At 60.9% G+C, this 12942-nt stretch carries 9 protein-coding genes; 4 read left to right on the top strand and 5 right to left on the bottom strand.

All coding sequences use genetic code 11. The features are described 5' to 3' along the window. Positions 1 to 173 precede the first annotated feature (173 nt). On the bottom strand, positions 174 to 2435 hold the full coding sequence (locus GM655_RS18275; RefSeq protein ID WP_155436108.1) for a GGDEF/EAL domain-containing response regulator: 2262 nt from the start codon (positions 2433 to 2435) through the stop codon (positions 174 to 176). 251 nt (positions 2436 to 2686) lie between these two features. On the opposite strand from GM655_RS18275, the gene aroC reads away from it, so the two are divergent. Beyond that, the gene (aroC, locus tag GM655_RS18270) at positions 2687 to 3784 is read left to right on the top strand and encodes a chorismate synthase (protein WP_155436107.1); all 1098 of its coding nucleotides are present in this window, start codon (positions 2687 to 2689) and stop codon (positions 3782 to 3784) included. Positions 3785 to 3787: 3 nt separating this feature from the next. Continuing rightward, positions 3788 to 4939: an MFS transporter gene (locus tag GM655_RS18265; protein WP_371866883.1), complete on the top strand. Its 1152-nt coding sequence runs from the start codon at positions 3788 to 3790 to the stop codon at positions 4937 to 4939. A 36-nt stretch (positions 4940 to 4975) separates the two neighbouring features. On the opposite strand, the gene GM655_RS18260 is transcribed toward GM655_RS18265, so the two are convergent. The 4 genes from GM655_RS18260 to GM655_RS18245 form a co-directional block, all read right to left on the bottom strand. Further along, on the bottom strand, positions 4976 to 6463 hold the full coding sequence (locus GM655_RS18260) for an HDOD domain-containing protein (protein ID WP_155436106.1): 1488 nt from the start codon (positions 6461 to 6463) through the stop codon (positions 4976 to 4978). Continuing rightward, positions 6460 to 8133: a sensor domain-containing protein gene (locus GM655_RS18255; protein ID WP_155436105.1), complete on the bottom strand. Its 1674-nt coding sequence runs from the start codon at positions 8131 to 8133 to the stop codon at positions 6460 to 6462. Before GM655_RS18255 ends, GM655_RS18260 begins: the two co-directional genes overlap by 4 nt. Positions 8134 to 8461: 328 nt before the next feature. Beyond that, on the bottom strand, positions 8462 to 9304 hold the full coding sequence (locus GM655_RS18250) for an enoyl-CoA hydratase/isomerase family protein (protein ID WP_155436104.1): 843 nt from the start codon (positions 9302 to 9304) through the stop codon (positions 8462 to 8464). 11 nt (positions 9305 to 9315) lie between these two features. Further along, positions 9316 to 10518, bottom strand: a complete 1203-nt coding sequence (locus tag GM655_RS18245; protein WP_155436103.1) for an acetyl-CoA C-acetyltransferase — start codon at positions 10516 to 10518, stop codon at positions 9316 to 9318. 160 nt (positions 10519 to 10678) lie between these two features. Here GM655_RS18245 and GM655_RS18240 point away from each other — a divergent pair, with 160 nt between their 5' ends. Next, positions 10679 to 12346 (top strand): isovaleryl-CoA dehydrogenase, encoded by a 1668-nt coding sequence (locus tag GM655_RS18240; protein ID WP_155436102.1) that lies wholly within the window; start codon positions 10679 to 10681, stop codon positions 12344 to 12346. A 12-nt stretch (positions 12347 to 12358) separates the two neighbouring features. Continuing rightward, positions 12359 to 12940 carry a TetR/AcrR family transcriptional regulator gene (locus GM655_RS18235; RefSeq protein WP_155436101.1) on the top strand — a complete coding sequence of 194 codons (582 nt, stop codon included), beginning with the start codon at positions 12359 to 12361 and terminating at the stop codon, positions 12938 to 12940. Positions 12941 to 12942 lie beyond the last annotated feature (2 nt).

Here is a 12942-nt window from a genome sequence, read left to right as displayed (position 1 = left end):
ACAGTCGCCCTAAGGATTTAAAGCCGATCCCTTCGGCCTGGTATCGCTGGACAACCTCCAACTTGAACTGCATTGTGTACTTCGCCAATGAAAAACCCCTAAAGTTGGCGTCCAACTTTAGGGGTTCGGTTCATCGCATGGCTTTTTTGTTTTCTGGCGCGTGCTGAACTGCGTCAGGCCGCGCCCTGCAAGGCTTCGTTGCTGAGCCAGCCGTTCAGCGCGTCGGCCGTCATCGGACGGGCAAACAGGAAGCCTTGCGCCAGCGGGCAGCCCAGTGCGTGCAGTATCTGTGCCTGGCGTTCGTCTTCCACCCCTTCGGCAATCACGGCCAGGCCCAGATTGCGGCCCAGTTGCACCACCATTTCGGCTATGCTGCTGCCGCGGGCTGAGCCGGTAATTTCCGTGACGAAGGCGCGGTCTATCTTGAGCCGATCGATCTGCAAGCGCTGCAGATAGGAAAGCGAGGAGAAGCCCGTACCGAAATCGTCGATGGCAATGCTGACGCCCGTCTGCTTGATCTGTGCCAGCATCTTGATGAGCAGATCAGGCTCTTCCATAGCCATTGATTCGGTAATTTCCAGTTCGACGAATTCCGGCGGTGCGCCCGTATCTTCCAGCGCCTTGCGTAGCATTTCGAGGAAATAGGGGTGGCGGAACTGGACTTGCGACACGTTAATCGACATCATGAAGTCGCTATGGCCCGCCTTATGCAGTGCCACCAGTTCGCGGCAGGCGGTGCGCAGCACCCACTCACCAAGATCGATGATCAGGCCCGAGTATTCGGCGATAGGAATAAAGCGGTCAGGCGAAACAAACTTGCCGTCTGGCGTCTGCCAGCGCAGCAAGGCTTCGGCTCCCTTTGGGCGGCGTGTCTCCAGATCGATCTGCGGCTGGTACACCACGAATAGCTCGTTCTGGCCAAAGGCCTTGCGCAGCGCGTGCATCATGCGTACGCGTTCGCGGATTTCCACGCCCATCGAGCGGGAGAAGTAGTAGTGGCCGGAACGCTGCTGGGTCTTGGCGCGCTTGAGCGCGATGTCGGCATCTTTTAGCACATCGACGCCGCTGCCTTCGTGCTCGCCCAGACGCACCAGCCCCAGTGTGGCCGACAACTGCACGTCCTGGCCATCGATGCTGAACGGGCGCTGGAATAGCGTGAGGATATTGGCCGGATTGACTTGGGACGAATCGCCCAGCACGCAGAAGATGTCGCCGCCGAGGCGGGCTACGGTGAGTGCATCGCCGAGTTCCGTCTGCAATCGGCCTGCCACGGCCAGCAGCAGGGCGTCGCCGAAGCGGTGGCCCAGCGCATCGTTGGTCTCGGCAAAGTGATCGAGATCAACCAGTGACAGCGTGGTTTCGTCGCGGATCGGGCTGGTCAGGGTAGCGTCGAGTATCTCGATCAAACGGGTACGGTTGGGCAGCTTGGAGAGCTGGTCATAGAAGGCTGCCGTGTGCAGGTGGCTGACCAGTTCTACGTTGTCGAGGCCGACGGCAACGTTGGCGCAGAACACTTCCAGCAGGCGCTCATCGATTTCCGTCGGCGCGGTTTTGACGTCGAGGAAGGCGACGAAATCGCGGCTGGCTTTGCCCGCAAAGTACAGCGTCACGTAATCGGGACCATACACATTGCGGCCTTGCGCCAGCGTTAGTTCCATCGCATCGTGGATGCGCTGGTCGCTGCGCACGCTCAGCGTGGTGTTGTTGTACATGTGGTAAGGCCCTATGGTGGCCATGACCATGAGTTCGCGGCAACCGTCCTCCGGGCATTCCAGCACGCACAGGATGCCGCTGCCTTCCTGGCCCAGCAGCTCGGCGATCTGGCTGAGCACACCCGCGGCAAAATTATGTACACCGTGTAGCGACATCAACTGGGTGCTGGCATGGACGATCTGGCTCAGGCCACGGCGGCTGTCGTTGATTTTGCGGATTTGCTCGTAGGAGCGAATGGCCGAGGTCACCGTCGTGAATAACTTGATCCTCGTCAATTCCGACTTGGTCTTATAGTCGTTGATGTCGAAGTCGCGGATGGCATCAATTTCTGGCGCGTAACCAGGCTGTCCTGTGCGCAAGATGATCCGTACATCGCTGAGGCCCAGGGTTTCACGGATGTAGCGCACCAGATGCAGGCCGGCATCGTCCTGCTCCATCACCACGTCGAGCAGGATGACGGCGATTTCCTTTTCCGTCTTGAGTAATTCACGTGCTTGCGCAGCAGAATAGGCGTGGACGAACTCCAGTTGCCGGTGCTGCATGTCGAGGTTGCCCAGCGCAAAAGTGGTGGTCGAATGGACGTCTTCGTCGTCATCGATGATCATGACCCGCCATACATTACGCGCACCCGTGGTAACGGGTGTAGCCGGATGTTCTTCTAAGAATACCAGATCGTCTTGATCGTCCTTGAGTGGATCAAGTGGTGTGACCGGTGGGGGCATGTGTCGCTTCTCCAGGATTGCTTGGTGTTCTTCGGTTCAGTATATAGTGAATTGTCAAAAAGAATGCAGTTTTCCTATGCATTTGCATGTTGCCTGTGGGGCAATGTGCAACGCTGTTGAATTTTTCCGCACCAGCAGGAATTTTACCAAGGAAAAATTGCCATGTGGAAATTAATTTCTAAGCACGGCATAGCGGGGCTCGGGCTGGTAGAATACGGAATTCTCCACCTTTTTCCAAAGATTCTCTTCCTATGTCCGGTAATACTTTTGGTAAATTGTTTTCCGTTACAACCTTTGGCGAGTCGCACGGTCCTGCCATAGGCTGCGTGATCGATGGCTGCCCACCGGGACTGCCGCTGACGGAAGCCGATATCCAGCCGGAACTGGATCGCCGCAAGCCCGGTACTTCGCGCCACGTGACGCAGCGCCAGGAATCGGATACGGTGGAAATCCTGTCGGGCGTGTATCAGGGCGTGACCACGGGTACACCGATTGCCCTGCTGATCCGCAACGAAGACCAGCGTAGCAAGGACTATGGCAATATCGCCGAGAGCTTCCGTCCCGGCCACGCCGACTACACCTACTGGCACAAGTATGGCGTGCGCGACCCGCGCGGCGGCGGCCGCTCCTCGGCCCGTTTGACGGCGCCCGTGGTGGGCGCAGCTGCCATCGCCAAGAAATGGTTGCAGCAACAGTACGGCACCGTGTTCAAAGGCTGCATGAGCCAGCTGGGCGATATCGTTGTGCCGTTCCAGGACTGGTCGCATGTGCCGAACAATCCTTTCTTCGCCGCCAGCGGCGATGCAGAGCTGATCGCCCGCATGGAAGCGGCGATGGATGCGCTGCGCAAGGATGGCGATTCGATCGGTGCCAAGATCGATGTGATCGCACAGAATATTCCCGTCGGTCTGGGCCAGCCCATTTATGACAAGCTCGATGCCGACATCGCCTACGCCATGATGGGCATCAACGCGGTGAAAGGCGTGGAAATCGGCGCCGGTTTCCAGTCGGTGGTGCAGAAGGGCAGCGAGCATGGTGACCAGCTCACGCCGCAAGGCTTTATCGGCAACAACGCCGGTGGCGTACTCGGTGGCATTTCGACGGGGCAGGACATTACGGTCTCCATCGCCATCAAGCCCACTTCGTCTATCCGTACGCCGCGCCAGTCTATCGACAAGGACGGCCATCCCGTCATGGTCGAGACCTTTGGCCGCCACGACCCTTGCGTGGGCATACGTGCGACGCCTATCGCCGAAGCCATGCTGGCTCTGGTGCTGATGGATCATGCGCTGATGCACCGCGCCCAGTGTGGTGACGTTCAGGTGCACACGCCTAACATCGCGCTGTAAGCGGTGCCGGCCCAGGCCTTCAGCTTCGCCTTATTCCTCTTCTGCTACTACGCGCACGCAGGAACCTGGTCCACCTACGCCACGCTGTTCTTTGCCGACCACGGCATGACGGTGGCGCAGATCGGCGTGCTGATGTCGATGATACAGGTGCTGCGCATCATCGGTCCCAATGTCTGGGGCTATGTCGCGGATCACTATGACCGCCGCGTCACTGTGCTGCGCGTGGCCGGCTTTGCCGCGCTGATCGGCTTTTCCGGTTTCTTCATCGGCTCCACCTTCACGCACTTCATGCTGGCCATGGTGGTGCTGAACCTGTTCACCAGCGGCCAGGCACCGATCTGCGAGGCACTGATGTTGTCGGAAATGCGCGGCGACCTGACGCACTATGGCCGCATCCGCATGTGGGGTTCGATAGGCTTTATCGTGGCCGTCTCTGCATCGGCCTATGCGCTCGATCACTACGGCATCGTGGCCCTGCCTACCATTGCGGCGGGCTTGCTGGTGCTGACCATCGTGGCAGCGTTCCGCCTGCATGATGTGCCGCGCCACCGCCACAAGGAAGCGCCGCTGCCGCTGCTGACCTTGCTACGGCGGCGCGAAGTGATCGCCTTTTTTGCTTCGACGGCGCTGATGGTGGCGGCCCACACGTCGCTCTACACCTTCTATTCACTGTACCTGGAGCGCAACGGCTACAGCAAGACCGTGATAGGCGCGATGTGGTCGTTGGGTGTGCTGGCTGAAGTGGCGCTGTTCTATTTTCAGGCGCCGCTGTTCCGGCGCTGGCGGCCCATGCAGCTCATGTACCTGACCCTGCTGCTGGCGGCGGCCCGCTTTGTCATGATAGGCATGGCGGCGCACCTGCTGTGGCTGCTGATCGTGGCGCAGCTGATGCACGCTGCTACCTTCGCGCTGCATCATTCTTCGTCCGTGATGACGCTGCAACGCTGGTTCTCCGGCCCCTTGCAGGCACGCGGGCAGGCACTGTACATGAGCTTGTCTTATGGCATAGGCGGTTCGCTGGGCGGGCTGTTTCTGGCTCAGTGGTGGCAGGAAGCCGGCCCTTCCTCGGTGTACTACGTAGCAGCGTTACTATGCCTGCTGGCACTGGGCGCGGCCATGCTGTCGGCGCGCTGGCAGCAGCGCGACGGCCACTAGCCCAAGCGCAGCTAGCGGGGCCGCAGGGTGGGGGCCTTATTTGCTGACGGTTTCCTGCTGATGGCGCTTGAGCACTGCCTTGACGACCAAGGCGCGCATATCGTTGAGCAGGCTGAATTCGGTCTGGCTCAGTTCTATCGGCGGGAAGCTGTCGTCCCAGTCGCCGTATAGGAATCCGGCCGACTGGCCATTGGCGGACAGCGGCAGAATCACGAAACTGTGTGCGGCGGACAGGGTGTTGCGCCACCATTCGGGCAGCTTGGCGGCAAACTTGGCATCGCGCGCATTCTCGATGAAGATCACGCGGTCGCTATTGAGTGCAGCGTGGAATACATTGGGCTGGTAGGCATCGTCGAACACCAGCTTGGGCAGGATTTCGCGGATATCGTTGCCGAAGCCGATTTTGGCAGCGTACTGGTTGTCCTTGCGGTTGCGCACAAAGGCCAAAGCGCGCGAGAACTCCAGCCCCTTAAATACGGTTTCCAGTGCGATCTGCACCATCTGGCCTGGATTGGCGGTATGCATCATGTCGCGCATATCGGCCAGCCCACTGAGCAGTATCTGGTTGCCGGCATCGCGCTGGCGTGTGCGGGCCAGCGCCTTGGCGCGCCGTTCGGCCGGTTTGGACAGGGGGGCAATGGTCAGATCGTTGGCGGCCACCACTTTGGCCTGTTCGATGGCCCCCTTTAGTTTTTCCGGGAGTACGCCCAGCATGGCCGAATACGCGTCAGCCAGTTGTGCCACGGCGGCAGCGCCTGCCGCATCATCATTCCACAGCGATTCGGCACAGGCGGCGGACATGGTGGACAGACCGGCGATCCAGTCCGAGGTGCTGATTTCGCTGCCCGGCTCGGGCGGTGCCAGCTTGCGCATGCCGTTGATCAGGCCAGCCGGCAAGCCCCAGTGCAGGGCTGCAGCATGGCCGATTTCATCAAGGCCCAGGCCCAGCAGCTTGGGCGCGATGGCTTCTACATCGCAGCTTTCCTGTGCAGCGCTGCGCTGGATTTCATGCCAGCGTTCCGGCATGTAATAGGTCAGCATCATGCGGCCCAGTGTGTGCAGCATGGAGCACACCACGGCTTCCTCGCCATGGCGGCTTTCCGCCGTATTGGCAATCTGCTGGGCGACGATGCCGGCCAGCACCGCTTTTTCCATTTCTACGTGCGAAGCCGTAGCGTCGGATGAGCCGCCAGACAGTTCTTCTATCAGTTTCAGGCCCAGTGCCAGATGGCCGATGGCGTCCGTGCCCAGTACTTGCACGGCTTTGGAGACGGTACTGATATGCTGGCCGAAGGCGGCATACATGCCGCTATTGGCCAGACGCAGCACTTTCTGGGTCAGCACAGGGTCGGACAGTACCGTGCGCGTCATATTGAATTCCTGCTCATCTTCGCCGCGCATGGCGCCGAGGATGGAGCTGATGGCCTTGGCGAAGCCCGGCATGTCGCCGCGCCGGCGCGTGCTTTCCCACAGCGTGGCCAGGGTAGCGTCGCCGAGTGCGTTACCTGTACTGCGCACGCTCATTTGTTCACCTGCCGTAAATCAGGCTGGACTATCTTCAGGTGCATGCTTTCGCGCAGTGCCGCCATGGCGATATTGGCCGCCATCGGTTTGCCGGTCAGATAACCCTGGATGTACTGGCAGCCGCGCTGCTGCAGATAAGATAGCTGGTCTTCCGTCTCCACGCCTTCTGCCACCACGGACAAGTCCAGGTGTTTGGCCAGATCGAGCACGGCATTGCAGATGGCTGCATCTTTTTCCGAAGTCGGCAGGTCGCGGATAAAGGTGCGGTCTATCTTCAGTACCGAAATCGGGAAACGCTTGAGATAGGCCAGCGAAGAATAGCCGGTGCCGAAATCGTCAATCGCGATGCGCGCCTTGCGTTCGGCCATTTTGGACAGGATGGACTCGGCATGTACCGGATCGACCATCAGCGTGCCCTCTGTAATTTCTAGAACCAATTGCTCACCTTGTAAGCCGGAGAAGGCGATTGCATCGTCCAGCACGTCCAGAAATTTGTCATTGCGGAATTGCCGCGGGCTGATATTGACAGAAATATAGAGCGGGCGCTTGGCCACTTCCTCGAACTGTTTGAGCTGTACGCAGGCGGCTTTGAGTGCCCAGGCGCCCAGCAGATTGATCAGGCCGTTGGTTTCGGCGATAGGAATGAAGCGGGCCGGCGGAACCATGCCCAGGGTCGGATGCTTCCAGCGCATCAGCGTTTCGAAGCCCTGGATTTCGCGCGTGCGCGCGTCCACGATGGGCTGGTAGAACAGCAGGAACTCGCCTTCGCGCACGGCCTGGAACATGGCCGCTTCCAGCGAAATATCATGTTCGGGCGGTTCGGCCTCGCTCTGACTGTAGACCACGCAGCGGGCCTTGCCGGTTTCCTTGGCGCGCGACATGGCGACGTCGGCCAGCGCCAGCAAGCGGCCTTCTTCTTCCGCATGCTGGGGATACACGGCCACGCCCACCGAGGCGCCGACATAGATGGTGTGGCTGTCGATTTCGAATGGCGATTGCAGCGTGGCGATCAGCCGTCCAGTCACCAGCTTGATCTGGGCTTCCGTTGCCGTGCCGGGCAAAATGGCGACGAATTCGTCGCCGCCGACACGGGCCAGTGTGTCGCTGTCGCGCAAGGTTTTGCGCAGGCGGGCGGCCGCAGTGCGTAGTACGGCGTCACCGATGGGGTGGCCCAGCCCGTCATTGACCTTTTTGAAGCCGTCCAGCCCTATGCAGGCGACGGAAAAGCTCTGGCCCGAGCGGCGCGCATTGGCGATCACCATGCGGATGCGGTCCGACAGCAGCAGCCGGTTGGGCAGTTCGGTCAGGGCATCGTGGGTGGCCATGTGGCGCAGCCGCTCTTCGGTCGCGCGCTGCTGCTCCATATTCCGGCCTATCACCAGCAACTCTTTCAGGCCTTGCTGATTGGCATAGCAGGATAGGCGCAGCTCGAACGGGGTTTCACATTGCGCGCACTTGAGGCGGCTTTCGAACAGGCGGCCCGGCTCGCCAGCCAGCACGTCGTTGAGGGCCGATTGCAAGGCCGGGCGGTCATCTTCGGTAAGCAGTTGCAGCAGCGCTGTGCCGGCCAGCGGCGCTTGCGCGGCGATCAGCTGGACCGCGCGGTGGCTGGCAAACAGTATCTGTCCTTCGGGACTGACGCGGAATACAACGTCGCCAGCCTCCTCCATGAGGTTATCCAATTCATGTCGCGGAGACGGGACGGGAATACTGGAGTACATCGCGTGATTTTAATCTTTCAGTTTTTATGCCGGTACGGCGCCAGCACAAGTATGGCTACACCAGAGCGCAATGTATCACTGATAGCGGTGAAATCACATGAAAAATGACAATATCTTCAAGACTTTTTTTGTTTTCATACAATCGTGCTGAAAAAAACATCGCCTAGAGTGAAAAAATGGCTTTTTCAGCACTGTAACAAGGCTTTTTGGGAGCGAAATTTACGATTTTTCTATTAATTGAAAGTCAAAGATAATTGTTCTGGACAAACATGTGTATCTAAGCCTGAAACGCGATGGCGGACTGGCAGAAATAGCGGCTTTCAATGAGCACGGCAGTATCGAAATCTACCAGCATTCCTTCCGCGAGTGCGCACAGTATCGCTTGTTCGGCTGGCGCTGGCGCCGCATGGCGGCTGCGCAGGCGCGCGGGGGCCAGCTGCAAAAAGGCCAGATTGGCGGGGCTATCGATGGCGCCGCCGGGCAGGGCGGGCATTTTCTCATCCCACGGCTGACGCAGTGGCGTGCCGGCCTGTCGGTACTGCTGCAGCAGCCCGGTCAGCGCTGCGCGGTCGGCCGTTATTCCATGCAGCAAGCCCAGTTGCAGGGCAGTGGCACTGTCGCACGCGCTGCCGTCGAGCAGCAGGGGGAGCGCAGCTTGCAGCCCCAGCAGCCGGCCCGTGCGCACCAGCGCGCCGCCGCACGGAGTAATGCCCAGGCTGGCCTGCGGCAGGCTGTAGCTGCCGGCGCCGAGCGCATAGCGGCGCTGACAAGCCAGTGCCAGGCCCCATGCGTGGCCGCTCACAGCACCTTCGAGTATAGCGACCACGGGGATGGGCAGCCGCTCGAGTCGGCGCAATAAACCATGGTAGCTGGCCAGCAACTGCATGCAGTCGGGCGCTTGCTGGCGCGCCAGCGCGGCCAGATGCTCGAGCTGGAAGTCGGCCTTGCTGGCATCGAAGTTGATCTGGACAATAGGGGCGGCCGCGTTATCGCCAGCCTGCTGCTCTAACGTTTCGAGCAAGCCCTGCAGCGCTTGCTGCCAGCTGCGGCTAAGGGGATTGATGCTGTTGTTGCTTAGCGTCACTTGTATGAATTGCGGCTGTTGCTCGACCTTAATCATGCTGGCTCCGTTTATACCCGTTCGATGATGGTGGCGATGCCCATGCCGCCGCCCACACACAGCGTCACCATGCCGCGCCGCAGCTGCCGTGCTTCCAGCTCGTCGAGCAGGGTGGCCAGCAGCATGCAGCCGGTGGCGCCGAGCGGATGACCCAGCGCGATGGCGCCGCCATTGACGTTGACCTTGTGTTCGGGCACGCCGAGTTCGTTCATGAAGCGCAGCACCACCGAGGCAAATGCTTCGTTTACTTCAAACAGATCGATATCGGCAATATCTAGCCCGGCTTTTTGCAAGGCTTTGCGGGCTGCCGGTGCCGGTCCCGTCAGCATGATGGCGGGATCGCTGCCGGTGACGGCGGCGGCAACGATGCGCGCGCGCGGCCGCAGGCCCAGGCGCTGGCCGGTGCTGCGGCTACCGATCAGGGCCAGAGCGGCGCCGTCCACGATGCCGGAAGAATTGCCGGCCGTGTGCACATGTGCTACCTGCTGCAGTTGCGGGTAGCGCTGCAGGGCGAGGGCGTCGAAACCCAGCGCACCGAGCTGGGCGAACGAAGGCTTGAGGCCGGCCAGCGTGTCGAGTGTAGTGCCAGGTTTGATGAATTCGTCATGGTCCAGTACCAGCACGCCGTTCTGGTCACAGACGGGCACTATCGATGGAAAGCGCCCGGCGGCGCGGGCGGCTGCGGCCTTCTGCTGCGAACGTACGGCGTAGGCGTCCACCTGGGTTCGGCTGTAGCCGTCGAGGCTGGCAATCAGGTCGGCTCCTATGCCTTGCGGCAGGAAATCCGTACGCAAGCTGGTGGCTGGATCATTGGCCCAGGCGCCACCGTCGCTGCCCATGGCCACGCGCGACATGGATTCCACCCCGCCTGCCACCACCAGGTCTTCCCAACCGGAGCGCACTTTTTGGGCAGCCTGATTGACTGCTTCCAGCCCGGAAGCGCAGAAGCGGTTGAGCTGCACGCCTGCTACTTTCCAGTCCCAGCCGGCTGCCAGCGCGGCGATTTTGGCGATGTCCGCCCCTTGTTCTCCTACGGGCGTGACGCAGCCGAGCACGACATCGTCAATCTGTGCCGTATCGAGATGGTGGCGCGCCTGCAGGGCTTGCATTAAACCTGCAACCAGATCAATCGCCTTGATGCTATGCAGGCTGCCGTCTTTCTTGCCCTTGCCCCGGGGCGTGCGAATGGCGTCAAACACATAAGCGTGTTCCATGTGGTCTCCTGTGGTGGTAAGCCATCATAGATGTGCGAGTGCAACAAAGCAAGCGCTTGCTTTGAATGTGCCAGTGAGCTAGTCTGGGCAACCTATCCGGCGCACAGCCCTGCCAATCTGGCGTAAGGTGGCTGTGCAGCCCACAACGACGGGAGATACTATGCAGGCCTACGATACCCATGAAGTACACAATACGGTGGCCCCGCTGGCCAATGTGAACCTCTACCAGATCGATATGGCCTTGCGAGAAGCGCTGGTACGCGAGGGCGGAGGCTATGACGAGGCGGCCCTGTATGCGCTGGGAGCCCAGTTGGGGCAGGCGGACGTGCTGGAACTGGGGCGGCTGGCCAACCAGTACCCGCCCGTATTGCAGCAATATGACGCGGGCGGGCGCCGCATCGATGAACTGGAGTTTCATCCGGCCTGGCATAGCCTGATGCGCTTGCTGATCGAGAGTGGCGCCCACGCCACGCCTTGGCTTGAAGGCAACGGTGCGCAAGTGGCGCGTGCCGCCCGCTATCTGATGTTCGGACAGGTGGAAAATGGTTCGCAGTGTCCGGTGACGATGACTTATGCCAGCGTGCCGGCGCTGCGCCAAGCGCCCCGGCTGGCGGCAAAATGGCTGCCCAAAATCCTCTCCCGCACTTACGATCCGCGCTCGCTGCCCATCGAGCACAAACACGGCGCCCTGATAGGCATGGGCATGACGGAAAAGCAGGGCGGCTCCGATGTGCGCAGCAATACCACCACGGCGCAAGCGCTGGCGCCGGTTGAAGCCCAGGCCCTGTTCGGCGAGGAGGGCGAGGGTGCCTACCGCGTGGTCGGGCATAAATGGTTTTTTTCAGCGCCCCAGAGCGACGCCCATCTGATCCTCGCGCAGACGGAGAGCGCGGACGGGCACGGCCTGTCCTGTCTGCTGCTGCCGCGCTATCTGCCGAACGGCGAGCGCAATGCCATCCGCGTGCAGCGCCTGAAGAACAAGGTGGGCAATCGCTCGAATGCTTCGTCGGAAGTGGAATTTGCCGGTGCCTATGGCTGGCTGATCGGTGCGCCGGGTCGCGGCGTGCCCACCATACTGGAAATGGGCAGCCATACCCGGCTCGACTGCATACTGGGCAGCGCCGGGGCGATGCGCGCGGCATTGGTACATGCGCTGCACCACGCGCGCCAGCGCTCCGCTTTTGGTCGCAAGCTGAGCGAGCAGCCGCTGATGCAGAACGTGCTGGCCGATCTGGCACTGGAGTCGGAAGCGGCAACCGTGTTTGCCATGCGGCTGGCGCGCTGTTTCGACGAAGCAGGCGATCCGGCCCAGGCCTTGCTGGCAAGGCTGCTGACCCCGGCTGGCAAGTACTGGATCTGCAAGCGCGGCCCCGCTTTCGGCGCCGAAGCCATGGAAGTCATAGGCGGCAGCGGTTACGTGGAAGATAGTCCGCTGGCCCGGCTGTACCGGGAACTGCCCGTCAATTCCATCTGGGAAGGCTCGGGCAATGTGATGTGCCTTGACTTGCTGCGGGCACTCGGCAAAACTCCTGCCGCGCGCGCCGCGCTGGCGGCCGAGCTGGCACTGGCCGGTGAGGCCGATGCCGATTTCAGTGCCTATCGCGCTGCCTTGCTGGCGGATATGCAGTGCAGCGAAGCGGGCGCGCGGTTGCTGGCTGAACGCATCGTGTTGGCCGTGCAGGCAGGTTTGCTGTTGCGCCATGCGCCAGCTTATGTATCATCGGCATTTATTGCCTCGCGCATAAGCTGCGCGCCTGGCGGTGCCTACGGGCGCTTGCCGGAAAATGTGGCATATGGCCAGATACTGGCCCGTGCCTTGCTCGAATAATTGGAAAAGTGGATGAATCAAACGGTAGCAGTAGATAATCGGCGTGCCGATCTGGTGCGGGTGGCGGCGCGGCTGTTCCGCGAACGGGGCTTTGACGGCACCACCACGCGTGACATTGCCGAAGCTGTAGGCATGCGTTCCGGTAGTCCGTTCTACCACTTCAAAAGCAAGCAGGAAATACTTGCGGCCGTGATGGAAGAAGGGCTGACGGCCGGCCTGCCGGCAGCGGAAGCGATTGCGGAAAGCGCCTTGTCGCCGCGCGAGAAGTTTCAGGCGCTGGTGCGCGCCCATCTGGAAATCGTGCTGGGCGAGGGCCATGACTTCATACCCGTGCTGCTGTATGACTGGCGCCGCCTGACGCCGGAATTGCGCGAAAGGGTACAGGTGTTGCGCGACCGTTATGATCAGCTGTGGCAGGATGTGGTGAGCGAATTGCTGGCTGCCGGCTTGCTGCGTAGCGATAGTGCGGTGGCGCGCCTACTGCTCATGGGCGCTATCAATTACAGTGTGCTGTGGTACAAACCGGGGCAGGGCCTGAATCTGGACCAGATTGCCGAGGAAGCCGTGAGCATGTTTTTAGGCCCGCAGCCCTAGTA

Source organism: Pseudoduganella danionis (assembly GCF_009720775.1).
GTDB lineage: Bacteria > Pseudomonadota > Gammaproteobacteria > Burkholderiales > Burkholderiaceae_D > Rugamonas > Rugamonas danionis.
Note: the sequence above shows the minus strand (reverse complement) of the source record. Positions and strands in the feature narration are given on the sequence as shown.

Coding starts and splice junctions, on each gene's coding strand:
- GM655_RS18275 (WP_155436108.1), bottom strand. CDS start 2,435: ATGCCCCCACCGGTCACACCACTTGATCCACTCAAGGACGATCAAGAC.
- aroC (WP_155436107.1), top strand. CDS start 2,687: ATGTCCGGTAATACTTTTGGTAAATTGTTTTCCGTTACAACCTTTGGC.
- GM655_RS18260 (WP_155436106.1), bottom strand. CDS start 6,463: ATGAGCGTGCGCAGTACAGGTAACGCACTCGGCGACGCTACCCTGGCC.
- GM655_RS18255 (WP_155436105.1), bottom strand. CDS start 8,133: ATGGAGGAGGCTGGCGACGTTGTATTCCGCGTCAGTCCCGAAGGACAG.
- GM655_RS18250 (WP_155436104.1), bottom strand. CDS start 9,304: ATGATTAAGGTCGAGCAACAGCCGCAATTCATACAAGTGACGCTAAGC.
- GM655_RS18245 (WP_155436103.1), bottom strand. CDS start 10,518: ATGGAACACGCTTATGTGTTTGACGCCATTCGCACGCCCCGGGGCAAG.
- GM655_RS18240 (WP_155436102.1), top strand. CDS start 10,679: ATGCAGGCCTACGATACCCATGAAGTACACAATACGGTGGCCCCGCTG.
- GM655_RS18235 (WP_155436101.1), top strand. CDS start 12,359: ATGAATCAAACGGTAGCAGTAGATAATCGGCGTGCCGATCTGGTGCGG.